At 40.3% G+C, this 19,934-nt stretch carries 16 protein-coding genes and 1 pseudogene; 14 read left to right on the top strand and 3 right to left on the bottom strand.

Annotated elements, in window-relative coordinates:
- The first annotated feature begins 560 nt into the window (after nt 1-560).
- The 4 genes from V5739_RS10210 (at nt 561) to V5739_RS10195 (ending at nt 4,334) form a co-directional block, all read left to right on the top strand.
- Nucleotides 561-968 (top strand): response regulator, encoded by a 408-nt coding sequence (locus V5739_RS10210; protein ID WP_423818087.1) that lies wholly within the window; start codon nt 561-563, stop codon nt 966-968.
- Nucleotides 952-2,070, top strand: a complete 1,119-nt coding sequence (locus V5739_RS10205) for a GAF domain-containing protein (protein ID WP_423818086.1) — start codon at nt 952-954, stop codon at nt 2,068-2,070. The genes V5739_RS10210 and V5739_RS10205 overlap by 17 nt, the downstream gene beginning before the upstream one ends.
- Nucleotides 2,071-2,296: 226 nt before the next feature.
- Nucleotides 2,297-3,429 (top strand): IS3 family transposase gene (locus V5739_RS10200; RefSeq protein WP_423818085.1). Its coding sequence is split into 2 segments (ribosomal slippage): nt 2,297-2,558 and nt 2,558-3,429, totalling 1,134 coding nucleotides; the frame shifts between segments, so codons are not numbered across the junction.
- Nucleotides 3,430-3,662: 233 nt separating this feature from the next.
- Nucleotides 3,663-4,334, top strand: a complete 672-nt coding sequence (locus V5739_RS10195) for a CPBP family intramembrane glutamic endopeptidase (RefSeq protein WP_423818084.1) — start codon at nt 3,663-3,665, stop codon at nt 4,332-4,334.
- Between the two features lie 69 nt (nt 4,335-4,403).
- Here V5739_RS10195 and V5739_RS10190 read toward each other — a convergent pair whose 3' ends face one another.
- A complete protein-coding gene (locus V5739_RS10190; protein ID WP_423818083.1) occupies nt 4,404-5,921 on the bottom strand; it encodes an IS1182 family transposase in 1,518 nt (505 codons plus the stop codon).
- A 129-nt stretch (nt 5,922-6,050) separates the two neighbouring features.
- On the opposite strand from V5739_RS10190, the gene V5739_RS10185 reads away from it, so the two are divergent.
- The 7 genes from V5739_RS10185 (at nt 6,051) to V5739_RS10155 (ending at nt 12,583) form a co-directional block, all read left to right on the top strand.
- A complete protein-coding gene (locus V5739_RS10185) occupies nt 6,051-6,872 on the top strand; it encodes a carboxypeptidase-like regulatory domain-containing protein (protein WP_423818082.1) in 822 nt (273 codons plus the stop codon).
- 118 nt (nt 6,873-6,990) lie between these two features.
- On the top strand, nt 6,991-7,299 hold the full coding sequence (locus tag V5739_RS10180) for a hypothetical protein (protein WP_423818081.1): 309 nt from the start codon (nt 6,991-6,993) through the stop codon (nt 7,297-7,299).
- 298 nt (nt 7,300-7,597) lie between these two features.
- The gene (locus V5739_RS10175) at nt 7,598-8,938 is read left to right on the top strand and encodes a ferredoxin reductase family protein (RefSeq protein WP_423818080.1); all 1,341 of its coding nucleotides are present in this window, start codon (nt 7,598-7,600) and stop codon (nt 8,936-8,938) included.
- A gap of 261 nt (nt 8,939-9,199) precedes the next feature.
- Nucleotides 9,200-10,243, top strand: a complete 1,044-nt coding sequence (locus V5739_RS10170; RefSeq protein WP_423818079.1) for a hypothetical protein — start codon at nt 9,200-9,202, stop codon at nt 10,241-10,243.
- A gap of 391 nt (nt 10,244-10,634) precedes the next feature.
- A complete protein-coding gene (locus tag V5739_RS10165; protein ID WP_423818078.1) occupies nt 10,635-11,111 on the top strand; it encodes a hypothetical protein in 477 nt (158 codons plus the stop codon).
- A 62-nt stretch (nt 11,112-11,173) separates the two neighbouring features.
- Nucleotides 11,174-11,425, top strand: a complete 252-nt coding sequence (locus V5739_RS10160) for a hypothetical protein (RefSeq protein ID WP_423818077.1) — start codon at nt 11,174-11,176, stop codon at nt 11,423-11,425.
- Nucleotides 11,426-11,707: 282 nt separating this feature from the next.
- Nucleotides 11,708-12,583, top strand: a complete 876-nt coding sequence (locus V5739_RS10155; RefSeq protein ID WP_423818076.1) for a DUF808 domain-containing protein — start codon at nt 11,708-11,710, stop codon at nt 12,581-12,583.
- 290 nt (nt 12,584-12,873) lie between these two features.
- Here the strand turns inward: V5739_RS10155 and V5739_RS10150 are convergent, their stop codons facing one another.
- Nucleotides 12,874-14,070 carry a DUF7282 domain-containing protein gene (locus V5739_RS10150; RefSeq protein ID WP_423818075.1) on the bottom strand — a complete coding sequence of 399 codons (1,197 nt, stop codon included), beginning with the start codon at nt 14,068-14,070 and terminating at the stop codon, nt 12,874-12,876.
- Between the two features lie 481 nt (nt 14,071-14,551).
- Here V5739_RS10150 and thrA point away from each other — a divergent pair, with 481 nt between their 5' ends.
- From thrA to thrC, 3 genes and pseudogenes are all read left to right on the top strand, one after another.
- Nucleotides 14,552-16,999 carry a bifunctional aspartate kinase/homoserine dehydrogenase I gene (thrA, locus tag V5739_RS10145; protein WP_423818074.1) on the top strand — a complete coding sequence of 816 codons (2,448 nt, stop codon included), beginning with the start codon at nt 14,552-14,554 and terminating at the stop codon, nt 16,997-16,999.
- Nucleotides 17,000-17,002: 3 nt separating this feature from the next.
- Nucleotides 17,003-17,926 carry a homoserine kinase gene (locus V5739_RS10140; RefSeq protein WP_423818073.1) on the top strand — a complete coding sequence of 308 codons (924 nt, stop codon included), beginning with the start codon at nt 17,003-17,005 and terminating at the stop codon, nt 17,924-17,926.
- Nucleotides 17,923-19,211: pseudogene (gene thrC / locus V5739_RS10135) on the top strand (threonine synthase). Before V5739_RS10140 ends, thrC begins: the two are co-directional and overlap by 4 nt.
- Nucleotides 19,212-19,393: 182 nt before the next feature.
- On the opposite strand, the gene V5739_RS10130 reads toward thrC, so the two are convergent.
- Entirely contained in the window at nt 19,394-19,915 is a 522-nt protein-coding gene (locus V5739_RS10130; protein WP_423818072.1) for a hypothetical protein, read from the bottom strand.
- Nucleotides 19,916-19,934: the final 19 nt, after the last annotated feature.

The following is a 19,934-nucleotide window of genomic DNA, read 5'->3' as shown; positions in this document are numbered from 1 at the left end:
CATTCCCCGTATCTTTTTACAATAATCCACTCCCCATATCACATTTATTTTTTCTACAACTATTTTTTCTACACCGTATTTAGTGACATCTTGTAAATGCCATTTTTGGCACCCGGAAAGATTCAGCCACTGTCTTATTCAGGATCTATTTGTACTATTGAAAAAATCTGTATTCCGAGGGCATAATAGCTCATCTGAGAACTTCTGGATAGAACGAGCCTCTACTAGAAAACAAAAAGTATTTTAAGAAATAGATGGATTGTTCTTTTCCTGAATTTGTAATGCTGACTCCAAAAAATTTTGCTTTCGCCTGAACCTCCTAAAAAATTTACTATTTTTCAGCGATCATTAACAAGAACCCGACAACCGTCCTTCCCTACACGCTGTATGTCATAACCATAAATTGCTCATCTGCATACCTGTAGCTCCAGGGGAAATCCAGGTTGTAAGACTCATATTTAGTTCTTCTAAACTTAAATTTTACCAGGACGCCGCTGTAGAAATGGCATTTTTGAGGGAAATCGGGAAAACTAAGATGATGTGTTTATTATATTAGAAAAATGAATGAAGTTAAAAATGCCTGTATAATTGATGACGATGCAATATTTGTTACAATCACGACAAAAATAATTCGTCAACATGATATTTTCGAAAACGTTCTTATTTATAATGATGGACAGCAAGCATTGAAAGGACTAACCGATATAATACAGTCGGGAGACTTAATGCCCGAAATTATTTTACTTGATTTAAATATGCCCGAAATTAATGGATGGGAGTTTTTAGATGAATTTTCTGAAACCTTATATAGACATAAGATTCCTGTTTTTATAGTTAGCTCTTCTATTGATCAATTTGATATAGAAAAATCCAGGTCATATAAATGCGTCTTAGATTATATTGTAAAACCACTTTCCCGGGATGATTTATTTAAAATAAAAGGAGAATATAATGAGAACAGATACTAGGTTAGAAGAAGTAAATTCATATAAACTCTTTGATACTCCACCTGATGAGGAGCTAGACGATATTACGGAACTTGCATCCCTTATTTGCGACACACCAATATCTCTTATTACTATTCTGGATGATCAACGACAGTGGTTTAAGTCTAATAAAGGACTTGAAGTAAACGAAACTAAAATAGAAGATTCTTTTTGCCAACATGCATTGCACAAACCAGACGAAGTACTGGTGGTTAATGATGCGTTGAAAGATACCCGGTTTATAGATAACAAACTGGTTTTGGGAGACCCAAATATTAGATTCTATGCGGGAGCTCCATTAGTAACAGAAAAAAACCACGTACTGGGCACATTGTGCATTATTGACCGAAAGCCCAGAGATTTCTCTGAAAAACAAAAGCGAGCACTTCAAATTCTTGCAAAAAAGGCAATGGATATAATGGAAACACACAAAACCTTTAAAATCCTCAATGCATCTGTCAAACTAACTAATGAGAGATTGATTAAAATCACACAAAATATTCAATTAGGGATTTTTGAATTAGAAGTTTCAGATTCTGGTGATATGAGGTTCTTGTTTCTAAGTAAGGGCATAAAAAAGATCCATCCCAATATAAATTTCGATCAATGGATTGAGGATCCTACAATTGGTTTGTCTTTAATACATTCAGATGATATTCCTGCTTTCCAGGAAGCTATATTACTTTCAGTAAAAAATAATGAAAGATTATACCATGAATATCGCGTGCAGATTGGTTCAGGTTACAGTTGGCATGCTATTTATGGACAACCAGATAAATCTATAAATGGAAAAACCATAATCTACGGGGCATTTATTGATATTAATCACCATTACGAATATGAGGCTACTCTTGAGCAGATTGCCTTTGATATCTCGCACGTTTTAAGAAGACCTGTAACTTCTATGCTGGGCATGATTAATTTAATTGAATCTGAGAAAGAATTATCTTCAAAAAAACTCTTAGAATATTCTGGTTATATTAAGACCATCACAGAGGAGTTAGAAAAATTCACTCGGAATCTAAACGAAGTCTATTCAGAAAAAAAGAAAAAAATAACCAGCCACAGTGACGTATATAAATAATAGTGGTTAAAGCACCTAAAGGAAATATAATAACAAAATAAAGGTCTGGTTATAAACCGAAAAAATAATGTTTAAAATCTGCTACTTCTCATACACGAGACCGTTGGGTGTAGTTATTCATTTGAAGGAACCTAAATTTTTCGGCTAACATCAAGGGAAGAGATCGTGTAAGCTTCCCTTAAAACCGAACTGTTTAAAAGTATAATAACTCTTAATTTTAAACAGTATGAAAAAAAGTAAATTTTCCCCTCAGCAAATCTCTAAGATCCTCAAAGAATTCGATAACGGTAAAACAGCTGCCGAGATCAGTCGTGAATATGGTGTAAGCACCGCTGCTTTTTACAAATGGCGAGAACGTTTTAGCGGAATGAATGGCAAAGAGCTTAAGCGACTCAAAGAACTTGAGGAAGAGAATCGTCGACTCAAGCAAATGTATGCCACCCTTTCTTTGGATCATGAGATGGCTAAAGAGATCATCGAAAAAAAGCTCTAAAGCCTTGCCGTAAGCGAACCATAGCTAAAGAACTTGCTCATTACGGTATAAGCAGGGCGTGCCGTGTTTTAAAAATGAGCAAGAGTGTGTTTTATTATAAACCTCTCCCTAAAGATGATAAACCCATAGAAGAAGCCTTACAGCAAAAGGCAGAGAAGTATAGTGAGGAAGGTTTTTGGATGGCTTATGAGCGACTGCGTAAGGAAGGAAAGCCGTGGAACCATAAAAGAGTTTATCGTGTCTATAAAAACCTTGGCTTAAGCTTAAGGCGTAAAGTGAAGAAAAGATTACCAGCAAGAGTAAAAGAACCCTTAGAAGTACCTGAGACCCTTAATCATACCTGGAGTATGGATTTTGTGACAGATGTCCTGGATAATAAAAGAAGGTTTAGGGCCTTTACTATTATTGATGATTATAACCGGGAGGCACTTCACATAGAAGTAGATTTTTCCTTGCCCAGCAATAGAGTTATTTGGGTATTAAACCACCTAATTAATCGAAGAACAAAACCTCAGAAAATAAGAATGGACAATGGTCCTGAGTTTATTGCTAAAATAGCTTCAGAATGGAGTCAGATGCATGGAATCAACTTCAAATATATCCAACCAGGAAAACCTACACAGAATGCTTTTATTGAACGATTCAATGGAAGTTATAGAAGAGGAGTTTTAAATAAATACATTTTTGAAGATCTGGATCAGGTACGAGAACAAACACAGGTATGGATGGATGATTACAATAATCAAAGACCTCACGATGCATTAGGAAAAATGGCTCCAATAGAATATGCAGAATTTAATTCTCTAATAGCAACTACAGATAAAACCAAAAACAATAATTTTATATCATCAAGCAGTTCTAATTAGGGGGAGCTTACAATCGCACAAACAAAAAATAAAAAATAGAGTGAAATTATAAACTCATTCGACCTCATCAACAATTGACAGCAGTCAACATTAAAAACTCAGAATTTAAATTGAAGTACCTTATTAAGTTCATTTTAGGAATTCTGTTTTTATTGATACTTCTACTTCTGTATGTATTAGTGCTCTTCCTAATAGGGTTTCAAGAATCTGATTTTGAAAACAGTTACGGGAAATTGACAATATTTATTGAACCTCTAATTCTTTTGGCCGGCACTGCTCTTATTTATAAATATCAAAAAATAGAAAATCCATTTAAGCCTGTATACCTTAAAATTTTCCTGACGGGTACGCTCCTGACCTTCTTTGTTGAACTTGCTATTGAGTTGACAGCTCTCTTATTTGAGAATGACACTCAAATTTTCAATGTTAATTCAGGATATAATTTCACCATAATTCCTTTTTATCTCATTGGTATATTTATAGCAGCTCTCTTTGAAGAATTGGTCTTTAGACATTATTTTTATGAGACCATTGGAAAAGCATTAAAGGGAATTAAAATTCTATTCATCGTACTGTCCTCCTTTATTTTCACACTACCTCATTTCCAGTATTACCAGGATTATTTGATTCTCACATCTACTTTTATGTTTGGAACATTATACGCTTATCTATTCATTGAATATAAAAGTTTATGGGTGCCATTAGGAGTTCATGTTGGTCACAATTTATTTGATTACTTATTAGGTAACGACATAGTTAATCTCACGAGTAATAACAGTATTCTTTACGGGAGTTACAGGCCAATTTTCACGGCCATAGAAATTCTCGCAATCATATTTCTGATAAAAAAACTATGTCCTACACCAGTAACCGTTGCGCAAGCCGTTAATTTCGAAAATTCCTGATACCAATAAGCCGCTTTAAGCGGTTTTTCTTTTATAGATTCGGTGGGCTGTGAGCAAAATTCAGGTTCCTTAAAATTGAACTGTGAGATTCCTGTAGTAGGTTTTTGGTGAAAACAGCAAGGCAAGCTGTCCTGCCCCGGATTTCATTCTTTTATGGGTGAATTTCAGGTATTTCTTTAGGTTATAAGCGATGGCGGCCAGGTGCATGCACTTATTGGCCTGTTTGATTCCAATGGTATTCACCTTCCGAAGCCCCAGGAACTCCTTTAGCGTACCAAAAACAGGTTCTACAGTGCTTTGGCGTTTGCCTTTCATGTAGCGGCCACGCCTGCTCTTTACCCGTTCAATATTCCTTTCGTACTCCTCTCTATAAGCGGTAATGTTGATCCTTTTTTCATGGCTCTTACCAATACAGGCCTGCTTTATGGGACAGCCTTTACAATCGGCACGTGTGGTAAAATAATTGTCTTTTAGATTGCCATTTTCCATCTTCTGCTTTCGGAAGGTCACTTTCTTACCTTGTGGGCACAGCCAGTAATTCCCTTCTTTGATATATTCAAATCTTTCAGGTCCGCCTTTATAGGTTCCGTGCGGAGGGATATAAGTGGTAAGGCCTTTTTTCTCGAAGTATGCATAATTCTCTCCACTGCTGTAACCGGCATCTGCCAGTACATTTTCCCATATCAAACCTTCACGACGCAGGCGCCTGTTGAGCCTTGTGGCAGTATCCTGCAGGTATTTAGTATCTTTTTTATCTGCGTGATAAGCCCGAACATCAGTAATGACGTGTGCTTCAATATCTACTGCCAGGTTGCACAGGTAGTTCAGTTTTCTGGCCTTCCCGGGTTTTACACTAATCCGGGCATCGGGATCGGTGGGGCTGTAATGTGTTTTGTTGCTGGTATACCTGCTGCCTTTGTTTTTGGCACCGGGGCGCATGTCCTGGTCCTGACTCCATTTTTTGTTCCGGCTCTTTATTTCCTGGAGTTCTTTCTTACTTGCTGTGATCTTCTGCTGTTCTTCAGAAGCTTTATTCTCTTTAGCCTTTCGATCTCTGCTGCTTTGTACCCGCACTTTAGAAAGATGCTCCTCGAGGTCTTCTGCCGGGACTTTGATCTCCAGGCTGTCCATAGAAGCATTGGCCTTTACAGGGGCCGAATCAATTGCCTGTGTATGGCCGCTTACCAGTCCTGTATCAATACAAAGCTTTAAAACTTTGGTGAAGACTTCCTCGAAAATATCTTCAGGGAAAAGCTGGCGGGTACGGCTTATCGTACTGTGCCAGGGCAATTCTTCGTCTACATCATAGCCTAAAAAATAGAGGATATCCAACCGCATTGCGCAGTGGTTCATGACTCCACGATCCGTAGTGATGTTCTCCAGGTATCCCACCAGGCAGATCTTGAAAAAGACCACCGGATCGATGCTTTTCTGCCCGCTATCTCCATAAAACTTCTGGGTAAGGGGATAAAGAAACTCCAGGTTCAGGGCTTCTTTTAAACGTCTGTAAAAATTTTCTTTTGGAATCCGGTCACTAAGACGGAAGGAAGTGAAGAGTTTTTCCTGATAATTTTTCTTGCCTTGCATATCAGAAAATTAGCATTTTCTGGTATCTTGTGCAACAGGCACACCATATAAAAAACATTGTTTAAATCAATCCTGAATCAGGAAACTTGCCGGTTGCAACATCTGATTCACTAAACACAAACTCCAAACATGAAAAAATCTTTTTCCACCTTAGTTGTTTCCCTATATCTAAGCCTTTCTGCCTTTTCGCAGGAAATTGAAATTAGCGGACTACTCATTGACTCCGAAACCAATAAACCTGTTGAATTTGCGAATATGGGCGTGGTCAATAAAAATAAAGGTACAGTTTCAAACCTGGATGGAAAATTTAAGATCAAATTTCCTAGAGCCTTTGCAAGCGATAGCCTTACCATTAGTCACGTGAATTATCAAACGGTAAGAATTCCCATTAAAACCTCCAAAAACCTGGTGATTCAACTTCAGCCCAATGAAAATAAATTATCTGAGGTTATAGTGACTAACAGGAAGAAGAAAAATAAGAAAATAGGAGTTAAAAGTTACAACCCACTATTATGGATGAGTACCATCTCAACAGAAATGGACGTTATCGAAAGTGCCAAACAAATTAAAATTCCAAACAATAAAACTGTTAGAGTTAAAGATGTGAATTTTTATATGAGACGTGGCTTTGAAGCAGATAGTGCCTATATAAGAATAAATTTTTATGAGAACCTGGACGACCGACCTGGAGATAGAATAATCTTTGAAAATATTATTCAACGTAAACTTATTGAGCAGGGGTGGGTGAACATTGACCTTACGAAATACTCCGTTTACCTTGAAGAGGACTTTTTTGTTGGAGTGGAAATCATACCAGATGCTAAAAAACCACGTAAAGTTTTTATGGGAGCTATCCTCACTAAAGGAAATGCTTATATGAGAGGAAGCAGCCTGGGAAAATGGGAAGAAGTGGAAGGAGCACAATCAATTAATGTAGAAGTAGAGTATTAGAACAAAAACCAAGGTCCAACTAATTGAAAATCAATAATTAATTTTAACATGAGCTGAAATTATTAAATGCCAGAAAAGTATAACTTTAGATAACTCTTAATCATCAAAGATTGTAAGCATGAAAAAATTCCTTGTCTTCGCAGTAGCTCTTGCCTTTTTTAGTTGTAACTCTAATAATAAATCATCCTCAAAAGAAGATACTCCCGATATTGCTTCTAATTTAGAGTTAGCTAAATACTCCATTGATAAAATATTGGAGGAGGCAGATTACTGGGAAAACCAACCAGATTCGCTTATAATGGCTCCCTACGGAACTAAATGGAGTATTCAATTAGATTCTTTAAAAACCAAAATGACTGAAAATGAAATACAGGAGTTTAATGAGTATGCCAGGAAGAAGTTTGACGAAAAATATTCTCAATCCTGAAAATATCAAGGAACATAGCAAAACAATTAAATAACTAATCTTACTAAAACATAGTGTACAAACACTGCTACAGTAAGTGTAGGCAGTCTCCAAAAATGCCATTTTTGGAGACCTTTTTCAAGGAAGAATTTCCTCCTGTTTCCATCTCCTCAATTAGGTTTTTGTTGTAATTTTAGAGTGCTGATCAATGTGGTAATACACATTGGTTTTTACAAGAATCCTTCCACCCTTTCAGGACATCTTATAAACAGCAGTGGTACTGCTGTGCATTAGTATGAAAATCACTAAGCTATAAGATATGTTGCCCTATAACCTCACCACCAGCCCCGGAACAAACAGGCTGACAGGAAAACACCCAGGTGCTATTATTTTTTGGGGAATTGCGCTGCTGGTTATCCCGCTGTGGATGCTCTCCTATCCCGAAACTACGGTAAAGCACAATGCCACTCCTTTTCTTGTATATGCTAGTCAGTTATTTTCCCTCACCGGCTTTGCCTTGCTTGCCCTCAGCTTAATATTAACTTGCCGGTTAACATTCCTCGAAAACTGGTTTGGAGGCCTAGACAAGGTGTACAAAATGCACCGCACCACCGGGAAATTTGCCTTCTTTTTGATCCTGGCGCATCCAATTTTCCTCGCGCTTAGGTGGATCCCAACTGATGTTCCCAAAACTCTATGGTACCTGTTCCCCCTTCACCGTCGCATGGAAATTGACCTTGGCAGCTGGTCACTTTGGGGAATGTTATTACTTGTGATCTTAACCCTGGCTGTAAAGATCCCGTATGATAAATGGAAGATCTCCCATAAGTTCATGGGTTTTTTCTTTATTTTAGGAGTAGCGCATATCTTCTTTCAGGGGATCTTTTTTTCTGAAAACCCTGCCCTTGGCATCTATATGGGACTGCTGTCAGTTGGTGGCATTTCGGCCTGGTTGTACAAGTCGGTTTTATTCGATCTTGTAAAAAAGAAAAGTCTGTATTCAGTCACGGGAGTCCGGTATTTAAACAACAATATTGTAGAAATTGAACTTCAGCCAAAAAAGAAAACAGAGACGCATTTCCGGCCCGGGCAGTTTTACTTCTTTTCCTTTCTTTCTGAAGATATTTCGGCAGAGAGCCATCCTTTTACCATTTGTGATCACAGCCTGGATGGGAAAATAACCATCATGGTAAAATCTTTGGGAGATTACACCCACCGGCTATATGCCCTAATCAAACCTAATACCCCGGCTTTACTTGAAGGCCCATACGGCCGGTTTAATTTTGAGACTGCCAGCAAACAGCAGGTTTGGCTGGGTGGCGGCGTGGGAATTGCTCCTTTTCTTAGTTGGGCCAACTACCTGCTTAGCCATCCCGATGATTCCCTGAGCGTAAAATTATATTATTGCGTGCAAAATGCCGCCGCAGCGACACATATATCAACTTTTGAAGCCTTAGAAAAGAAAATGCCACAATTTCATGTAGAAGTGATCTCCCAGGAAACCGACGGCTACTTTCATCCCGCAGATCATCCTGAAATCCAACACAGTGACATCTTTTTCTGCGGACCCAGGAAAATGCGGAAAGCTGTTTGCAAAGAACTTAAAGCGCTCAAAATCCCAAAAGCAAGAATACATTCTGAAGAATTTGATTTCGATTAAAAGTTGTCCTTTAAGATGATTTCTTGAAATACAGGAAAATTTGGCATTACGAAGTACCGGGCAGAAAGTTTACTTTAAATAATTCTGCACGATTTTCATCTTTAAGATACTCTAAAAAAAATCAGAATTCAGCAAATTGATCCTGTAAAAAATACTCCTGAAAAATGCCATTTTTGACACTCCATTCAGGAAAATATTTCAGAAGATTTCACATCTATATACCTGTAAATTAATTACATTGACCTCCATAAATTTGGATGTATGTTTTCAAAAATATTCAGGTCACTGCTTATGTCCGCCTTACTTGTTTTTCTATTTTCCTGCTCAGAAGAAGATTCTTCCGCAGAAGAAGAAAAGCCATCTGAAACTCCCGAAGAGGCTGTAGACTCCTTTGATTACATCGCGCTACAGAACGATGGCACGCTGTATACCATTGGAAATAATACGGGCCAGGTGACCCAGACAGATAGAATTCCCGGTATTGAATTTAATACCATCTTTAATTCGGTTACCTCATCGGGGTCAAAGATCTTCATCTATGAACACCGTTTTGACCCTCCAAAAGGTATTCTTTATATCTACGATAAACAATCGGGTAAAACTGTTTCGGCTATTCTTGATTTTCCGGAAGAATTTGGAGAGAATACAGCATTGATGTCTTTAGACTGGGATGAAGAAAGCAAAAATCTTGTAGGAATTACACGGGAAGACCTGGATTTGCCCACCAGTGTTAAGCCTGTTAAAGTGGTTAGAATCGAACCGGATACTTTTAAGGTGACCACAACTTCTGAAGTTGATCTACATTCCATGGGCTATTCCAATGTATATTCCACAAGCCTCATAGGTCAAAAAATATATGCCGTAACCCTCAAAAACAGCAATTGGGATCCCGATCTTCTGGAAATCGATCTTGAAAATGACGCTGCAGAAGTTCTTCCGGTCACGGGCCGGGAAGCCGGGATCACCAACCTTGGATACAGCGGGAATGGCCATACACTCTTCGGATTTTCACCGGTACCAAACTCCAACTCCAATTTAATGGCAGAAGTGAGGCCGGTAACTTTCAACGTGCAGGATGGTACAGTGAAGGAAATCTCTAAAGTGCCACGCATTTCAACCCTTAACTTTGCTCATAAAACCTTTTACAATAAAGAGGCAAAAGAATTTGCAGAACTGATAGGAGCTGATAATAAAAAACACCTTTTTAAGTACAGGCCTTCAACAGGTGAATATGAAATGATTGAAATTCCCGATCCTAATAGTATTTTTTCGGTTGTAAACATCATTGGAGTTACAGAACTTTAATGATCATTAGCTAATTTATCGCACACCACCCAAGCAGTTAAAATTCGGCGAAGGCCTCCTTATGTCTACATCTAAGCTTTTCTTTGGACTATTACCTGGAGAGGCCTGGAGTAGCTTCGAAATTTCCTTGCCTCATAACTTACTTTTAACCAGCTCATAAATTTTTACCAACCCCTAAATAATTTCAAATTTTCTATCTATATTGTCGCGAATTTAATAGGACAATTTCTTCTGAAGATATTTCTAAAGATCCCTGTCCTGTCACCTGAAGCAACAGCACTCCCTACAGCTGTTAGACTTACGACTCTATGTGAATTCTGCCGAATGTAAAGGCCGATGACCTCCCTACCAGAGTTTTTTTGTAAGTCACCGACTTAAGAATAAAAAGATTATGATTTGGTTTAAGATTAAAAGGCTTGAAAAGCTCCTGGCCCACGGTGAGCTTTCAGATTTCATTGCGTTTAAATATTTTTTGGCCCATCTTCTGCTTTTGGCCCTTTTGTACAACTTCCCAGCAAATTCTGTAGATGTTCCCGTGTGGTCGCTATATGTGAAGCTAATCGTTGCTCTCGCTGCGATCTCCTGGGGAATGGGAAAGACTTTCGAGATCAACCAGAATGGCGACGGCAAAGATTATCTAAAGCGTGTGATCTCGCTATCTCTTGTTGCCAGTCTTAAAACTATTGTTGCATTTTTTATTCTTGCCGCATTCATTGCTACAGCTACTCTTCTCGCTGCAAAAATGGGCTTTTATCTAACCGATTTCTGGAATCAGATTCTTTCTTTAATCATACATCTCCTTTTAATAGGAATTTATTATAAAATCTTGCTCAGCTCCTTCAGCCGTATCAATACCGTGGTGGAGTAAGCAACCAAAACCCCTCTAATCTACAACCATCAACCAAACCAGCATCAAACCTATTCACAGTTATGAAAGCTATACAAAGAATTATAATTTTCACCATTATCAGCCTGTCCGGAGTCAGCATGTTATTTACAGACTGGGAAAAATACGAGGCCACGCCCTGTGGGAAACCCCCGGTAGGAATGAGATCGGAAGTATTATCGACAGGTAGCACATCACAAGATTCTCTTGTAAATAAGTACCAGATTTGTCGCAACAACAGCAAACTTGAACTGCTCTCACAATTTCGTCATCGCAGGGCCCGGGCTATTCTTTAGGCAATTAGCTTTTAAATAATTTTGCTGAAGAATAGCACTCTTCCTCAAAATTGTCCAATAAAGACTTTTTAATTCTTCGGAAAAGACATTTTATGTGCGAGTAAAGCCACTTCAGGTTACCTCTCAAAAATGGCATTTTTCAGCAGTGATTTTCCAGCTGCTTTAAGAGAGCTCCTTCCTTTATTAGTTATAAAGTTATGTGAAGATGAATCAACTCCTCTGCTATTGCTCCTGAAATTTCCAAAAACCGCTTATCTTGCCTGCAAAAAATTATAATCAACTATGGCTTCAGGATTTTTTGCTCTTTTAGATGATATTGCCACTTTAATGGACGACGTAGCCATGATGTCTAAAGTCGCCGGAAAGAAAACCGCAGGAATTCTTGGTGACGACCTTGCTGTGAATGCCGAAAAGGCCTCCGGCTTCATGTCTTCCCGTGAATTGCCGGTGTTATGGGCAATCACAAAAGGTTCCTTTTTGAACAAGTTGATCATCCTGCCCCTCGCCTTCTTGCTAAGCGCTTTTCTGCCCGCTGCAGTGACCGTGATCCTGATCATTGGCGGATTATATCTGGCATATGAAGGTGCAGAGAAGATCTATGAATATTTCTTTCCTCATGCTCATGAAACTGATGCACCTAAACTCGAAAAACTTTCCGAAGAAGAGATTTTAAGGATCGAAAAAGAAAAGATCAAATCGGCTATTTTAACCGATTTTATACTTTCAGTTGAGATCGTCATTATTGCGTTGGGAAGTGTTGCCAATGAAACCCTGGTCACGCAAATTCTTGTGGTAACCGTCATTGCTTTTATAGCTACCGTGGGCGTGTACGGTATTGTGGCCCTCATTGTAAGAATGGATGAATTTGGGGCAAAACTCATTGATCTTAATGATCGAAAAGACAGTATCTCAGACAAAATAGGAGGTTTTTTGGTTAGTGCCCTGCCCAAGGTCATTAAAAGCCTTTCGGTGATTGGAACTATAGCTTTACTCCTGGTTTCGGGAGGTATCTTTGTTCATAATATTCATTTTATGCATGACCTTCTTCCCAGCTTACCGGGAATTCTGGTAGAGTTCCTCACAGGCCTGGCCGTTGGGATCTTAATGTTGTTGATCATAAAATCGGCCACCGGCGTCTGGAAGAAATTTGCTCACTAAGCCGTGTTTTGAACCTTGCGGAAAATCCTTTTCAAAAATGCCATTTTTGGAGTAAAGATGAACTAATTATTGATTTTTAGCTTAAATATTTAAGAGTAGCTGAACTGCTTCAGGTTAAGTTAAAATTCAGGAGTAAATTTCTCCGGGGCAAGCCCACGGAGCATTATATAGGAGAACACGTTTTCAGACTTTAAACATTTACTAACGAGGCAAGCCTCGGAGTATTTACCCCCTTAGAATAAAAAAAGGCCGCCAAAACAGGCAGCCTTTCAATATTAGCAATTATTTTACTATTCAAGAGTGATTGGAGTAACAATGATTCCGTCATCATCAAACAGAGGCAAATCAAGCCCGTTCATGTTGTCAAACTCATAGACTTCTTCCACTCCTGTGTCGTCATGCAGCATTACCCAAACGGTATCTCCTGCAGCAACATTGGCATCTTCTTCAAAAGTCACTACAACATCGGTGTTGTCTCCGGCTTCAAGGTATACAGGTTCAGAAATAATTTCGGGAACCTGAGGTCCGTCTCCGGCTTCATTAGTAGCATGAACTACAACCCATCCATCCATATCAACATTGATGCTTTCAACAGTAATAGTGTTGTCAACAATAGGCTGGTCATTTACTGTAAGCATACCGCTCATTGGTGCTTCAGTCACATCATTAATGGTAATTGGGGTAACCACAATATCCCCATCTTTTGTAAGGGGACTGTCAAGTCCATTCTCTCCATCAAATTCATAAACACCCTCTTCCCCGGTATCTTCATGGAGCATTACCCATAAAACATCTCCGGCTTCAACAGTGGCGTCTTCTTTTAATGGCACTCCTACATTAGCATACGCACCGGCTTCAAGATAAACAGGTTGTGAAATGATTTCAGGAACCTGAGGGCCGTCTCCGGCGTCATTAGATTCGTGGATCACCACATACCCATCTTCTTCAAGAGTAATAGATTCAACATACACTACCCCGTTCACTAAATCCTGGTCGGCAGCAGTAAGCAAAACATCATCACCTTCTACAACTACAGTAAAGGGTACGGTTACAATATCTCCCTGTAAATCGGTAACAGGCGCATCAACACCGTTAACGGTATCAAATTCGTACACGCCGCTCTGCCCGTTATCTACGTGAAGCATTACCCATAGGATTTCTCCGTTTTGTACCTGCTCACCATCTTTTAATTCAATAGTCACATTAGTGGTAGGCCCATCATCAATTTGTTTGGGAACAGAGATAATTCCAGGCACTACAGGTGCTCCGTTATTATCACGGTGAATTACCACCCATCCGTCTTCACTAATGTTTACTGAATTGATAGTTAAGGTACCATCCTGCACAGTTACCTGCTCATCTACAACAATAGCTCCGGTTGGTGGAAGATCGGGATCTACCCCCCCATCATCATCATCACTACACGCCACTAATCCGAGACTTAGAATCATTGGCAACATTAAAAGATAAAATTTCTTTAATTTCATAATAGCTCTTTTTTTAAGTTTTTTTCAAAGTACCCAGATAAGATTGCAATCTCCGTTAATGCTATGCTAAATACCCTCATAAAAACCCTAATTAATATTTCCTTAATAGTCTTCGGCTAAGCACCCCTACACTTTGCAATCCTGGCATGAGCATCTTTAAAAGTTCTTCGGAAAAGCTGTTCACTTTATACAAAAAAGACTGAAATAATAAACAAACTACAGTTTTTTACGAAAAAATACTTTTATAAATTTCTTTAATTGAAAATATTGAATATATTCACCAACTGTAAGCCATACATGAGCAATAAACAGTCCACATATAATCTATTTCTTTCCGCGACAGGGACTGTTGCCACGATGACTATTACTACAATGATTATGATTACCCCTTGGGGGTAGTGATCTAAAATATTTCCGTCCGCATACCTTCTTGTTTTTAAACAAGACACTAAATCATTTATAGTCTTAAAAATCCAACCTTATGAATATCCTGAAATTCGGGGGCTCGTCTGTTGCCTCTTCGAAAAATATTAAACTCGTTTCCAAGATTGTTCAAGATCATGTTAATACCGATAATACCATCGCTGTGTTTTCAGCTTTTGGCGGCGTCACCAATGAACTGCTGCAAATGGCCGAACTCGCCGCAAATGAAGACGCTTCCTATAAAGACCTGCTTGAAAAAAATGAAAAAAGACATCTTAATGTCGTCAAAGAATTAATCCAGGTAAAAGATCAAAGCCGGATCCTTGCCCGTGTAAAAAATGAATTTAACCGCCTGGAAACCCTTTATGAAGGGGTTTACCTGCTAAATGAGCTATCTGATCGTACCCGACACGTAATTTCAGGTTTTGGAGAAATTCTATCCTCGCTCATTATTGCTGAATACTTCAAAAGCCTGCAAGAAGACGTGCTGTTTGTTGACAGCCGGGAGCTTATTGTTTGCAGAAATACGCAGGAGAAAATTCAGGTGAACTACGAAAAGACTTATAAAAACATCCAGGATCTCTTTAACCAAAATAAAGCAAAACTCTTTGTCGTACCCGGGTTTGTAGCCCGCAATGAACAAGGCGTTCCCAGCACCCTTGGCCGGGGCGGGTCAGATTTTACTGCAGCGATCTTTGCTGGTGCGCTCAATTTACAAACCCTCAAGGTTTACACCGATGTAGACGGAATGTATACCGCCAACCCCAGTATAGTGCCGCAGGCTTATGCTTTAAAGAATATCTCTTATGAAGAGGCCATGGAGCTTTCGCATTTTGGGGCAAAAGTTCTATATCCTCCCACGCTTCAGCCACTTCTAAAGAATGAGATCAAGATCAATATCAAAAATACTTTTAAGCCTGAAGCAGCAGGCACCGTGATTTCTAAAGGATGTAAAGAAAACTTTAGATGGGTTACCGGCATCACACATATTGACGCTGTAAAATTGATCAATATTGAAGGCAGCGGAATGGTGGGAGTAGCCGGATTTTCAAAACGCTGCTTCGAGGCGTTATTCCACGTGAACATAAGTGTGGTCTTAATCACACAGGCTTCTTCGGAACACAGCATTTGCCTTGCTCTAAAAGAGGATGAAGCCCAGGCTGCAAAAGATGCGCTCAATGAAGCTTTTGAGGTAGAGATACAGTCGGGAAAAATTAAAAGTGTGGAGATTGAAGATAATATCGCCATTGTTGCGTTGGTGGGCGACCGCATGAAGAGCCATCACGGGCTAAGCGGAAAAATGTTCAGTGCGCTGGGCAATAACAATATCAACATCAGGGCCATAGCGCAGGGCTCATCAGAACGCAATATTTCAGCAGTTATCGCTAAAAAAGATGTAACCAAAGCCCTCAATGTGCTTCACGAACAATTCTTTGAAGTGCCTTCAAAAGAACTCAACCTCTTTATCACAGGGGTGGGCAATGTGGGTAGTAAACTGCTCAACCAGTTAAAAAACCAGGAAGCTTATCTTCTGGAAAAACTTCGGCTTAAAGTAAGGATCCTCGGCCTCTCCAACTCCAAAAAGATGGTTTTTGACGAGAACGGTCTGGATCTCGAAAACTGGAAACAACTTCTTGATAACGGAGAAAAAGGTGACAAAAATGCCTTTTTTGAGCAGGTAAAATCCCTGAACCTTCGCAACAGCATTTTTGTGGATAACACAGCCAGTCCTGAGATTTCCTCGCTATATGACCATTACCTCTCCCACTCAATTTCGGTGGTGACCTGTAATAAAATTGCCTGTTCCCAGGAATTTAAGAGCTACTCAAGACTGCAGGATCTATCACGGGAATACGGCGCTTCCTTTTTATACGAAACCAACGTGGGTGCAGGCTTGCCCATTATAGATACGCTTAAGAACCTCGTGGCTTCGGGAGATAGAATCACTAAAATTCAGGCGGTGCTTTCGGGCAGCCTCAATTTTGTCTTTAACAACTATGATGCTTCAGAACCTTTCTACAAGGTGGTAGAAAAAGCGATGAAAGAAGGCTATACCGAACCCGATCCTACCATTGACCTTAGCGGGGTAGACGTGGCCCGGAAAATACTCATCCTTTCCCGCGAAAGCGGACTCCAGATGGAACTTGAAGATATAGAGAATAAGAGTTTCCTTTCCAAAGAGAGCCTCGAAGCCGGTTCTAATGAAGAATTCTTTGAGATTTTAAAGAAAGACGAACCTAAGTTCAAAGAGATCTATGACAATGCCGCCCAGAACAATGCCCAGTTAAAGTATGTGGCCCAGCTTGAAAATGGCAAGGCCAGTGTAGGGCTACAACAAGTAGGCCCCGAGCATCCATTCTATAATTTGAGCGGGAGTGACAACATTGTACTTTTCTTTACAGATCGCTACAGCCAGCAGCCATTGATCGTGAAGGGAGCAGGTGCCGGTGCAGATGTCACTGCCTCCGGGATCTTCGCCGACATCATAAGAATCGGAAAAAAATAGGCCATGGACGAAATCAAAATATTTGCCCCGGCAACTGTTGCAAATCTCTCGTGCGGTTTTGACGTGCTGGGTTGTTGCCTGAAGTCTATAGGTGATGAAATGTTGCTTCGGAAGAATGCTACAGGCGAGATAAGAATAACAAAGATCACCGGGCAGGACCTTCCTAGGGAAGCAGACAAAAATGTAGCCGGAGTGGCCGTTCGTGCGCTCCTGAAGCATTTGAATTCGCAACAGGGTTTTGATATCGAGATCTATAAGAAGATCAAAGCAGGTAGCGGGATTGGAAGCAGTGCAGCAAGCTCGGCAGGAGCAGTTTTTGCCGTCAATAAACTTCTAAACGAGCCCTTTTCTCCCGAAGAACTTATTCCCTTTGCTATGGAAGGGGAACGCCTTGCCAGCGGAAATGCACATGCCGATAACGTCGCACCGGCACTTTTGGGCGGCTTTAACCTCATAAGAAGTTACGAGCCGCTTGAAGTAATTCACCTGCCCACTCCGCAAGATCTGCGCATGGTGATCCTGCACCCGTTAATTGAAGTAAAGACTATGGATTCCCGTTCAATCATCAGGCAGAGCATCAGCCTTCAAAAAGCTGTAAAACAGTGGGGAAATTTAGGCGCTTTTGTGAGTGCTCTGTACTCCAATGACTACGATCTTTTGGGCAGAAGCCTTAAAGATGAAATTGTAGAACCTGTACGTTCTATTTTAATTCCCTTTTTTGACGAGCTTAAGATCATAGCCCGGGAGAGCGGCGCTTTGGGATTTGGCATTTCCGGCTCGGGGCCCTCGGTCTTTGCGATGTGTAAAGGCGAGGCTTCAGCCAAACAAACGGGAGCAGCTATCCAGAAATACTACCAGGAAAAGGAAATAGACTTTGATCTTCACCTCTCTAACATAGGGAATGAAGGCGTAAAAATCATATCATGAAGTACTTCAGCTTAAACGACAAAAACCACAAAGTAAGTTTTGAAACGGCGGTGCTCAATGGTTTGGGACCCAATAAAGGGCTGTATTTTCCGAAGGAAATAAAAAAACTTCCGAAGCAATTCTTTCAACAAATCTCTTCCCTTACCCCAACCGAAATTGCCACGCAAGCAATCGGCCAGTTTGTGGAAGGAGAAATACCTCCCGCCGAATTAGCTGGCATTATAGAAAATACGCTAAATTTTGACTTCCCAGTAAAACCCGTTGAAGAGCAGGTGGGCGTACTGGAATTGTTCCACGGCCTTACCCTGGCCTTCAAAGATGTAGGTGCCAAATTTATGGCGGGCACCCTGGGCTATTTCATAAAGAAAGGCAACATTCCGGGAGTTACGGTACTTGTGGCAACCTCGGGTGATACCGGGGGCGCCGTGGCCAGGGGCTTCCTGAAGGTAAAAGGTATTGAGGTGGTCATCCTCTACCCTAAAGGTAAAGTGAGTGAGATACAGGAGAAACAGCTCACCACTTTGGGCGAAAATATTACCGCCCTCGAAGTAGATGGTTCTTTTGATGCCTGTCAAAGCATGGTGAAAATGGCATTTTTGGATTCCGAAATTCAGCAGCATAGAAAACTCACTTCGGCCAATTCAATCAACGTGGCGCGTTGGCTGCCTCAAATGTTCTATTATTTCCTGGCCTATGAACAAGTGAAAAACAGAGATCAAAAACTGGCTTTTTCGGTACCCAGTGGTAACTTCGGAAATATTTGTGCCGGACTCCTCGCAAAAGAAATGGGTCTACCCATTGATCATTTTGTAGCTGCCAACAATGAGAACAACGTGGTCACCCGATTTTTACAAACTCAGAAATATGAACCAACCGCCAGCGTACAGACCATCTCTAACGCCATGGATGTTGGCGACCCCAGCAATTTTATTCGTATCCTGGAACTTTTCAGCAATAATTTTGAGGACCTGAAGTCGCATCTGTCTTCCTTCAGTTATACTGATGATCAAACTAAGGAAATTGTTAAGATGGTCTATGAAGACACAGGATATTTAATGGATCCACATGGCGCTGTAGGATATTTGGGGCTCAAAGAATTCCTTCGGAAGCATAATACGGAATTTTCCTTGAAACGGCCCACCCGGTAAAGTTCCTGGAAACTATTGAAGATGTGATTGGGAAAAAGATCCCGCTCCCGCCTGATATTGAAGCATTGAAACACCGGGAAAAGAAAGCTGTTCAAATTTCGGATTACGAAGACCTGAAGAATTTCCTTCTAAAGTAAATTTCTCCGGGGCAAGCCCACGGAGCATTATATAGGAGAACACGTTTTCAGACTTTAAACATTTACTAACGAGGCAAGCCTCGGAGTATTTACCCCCTTAGAATAAAGAGAAAAAAACCCAGGTGTCAAAAATGGCATTTTTGACACCTGGGTTTTAATTTTAACCGAATATGAACTTCAGCTTAATCTTTTTTATCTCGCGTGAGAAACAACAGCACGCCGGCAAATGCAGCTGCCGTGACTGCCGATTTTAGTACAAATTTTTTGCGGTTGTACTTCCATTCAGATTTTAAGCCGTGTTCAGCAAACAGGTTGGGGATATGCCCTTTTTTAAGGTCATCAACAATGCCCTCAATTTCACCAATCCTATCGGCCATTACTAACGGAAGCCAGCGCCCATAGCTCGATTCACTGTACTTAAAGGCGAAACGTCTTAGAGCGCCACTCAGCCCCTCGGGGGGTTGTGCTGTTCCAAAAACCGCCGGAATGTTAGGCCGTTCCACCGAATGCAACACTTCAATATTCACTGGTTGTTGCTCGGGCCGTTCCCAGGTATATCCTTCTATTTCTTCATCTGTTCTATGTTTCATGGGGTAAGTGGGATCATTTTTTGGATCCCGGTCTATTCCCCATCCTTTTATATGGCTGTGGTCGCCCCCTCTTTCATTCTTGAAGTCTTCGGGTTTGGTTTGATCTCCGATCATAAATTCTGTTTTTTAATTT

Source organism: Salinimicrobium sp. TIG7-5_MAKvit (assembly GCF_049569215.1).
Classification (GTDB): domain Bacteria; phylum Bacteroidota; class Bacteroidia; order Flavobacteriales; family Flavobacteriaceae; genus Salinimicrobium; species Salinimicrobium profundisediminis.
Note: the sequence above shows the minus strand (reverse complement) of the source record. Positions and strands in the feature narration are given on the sequence as shown.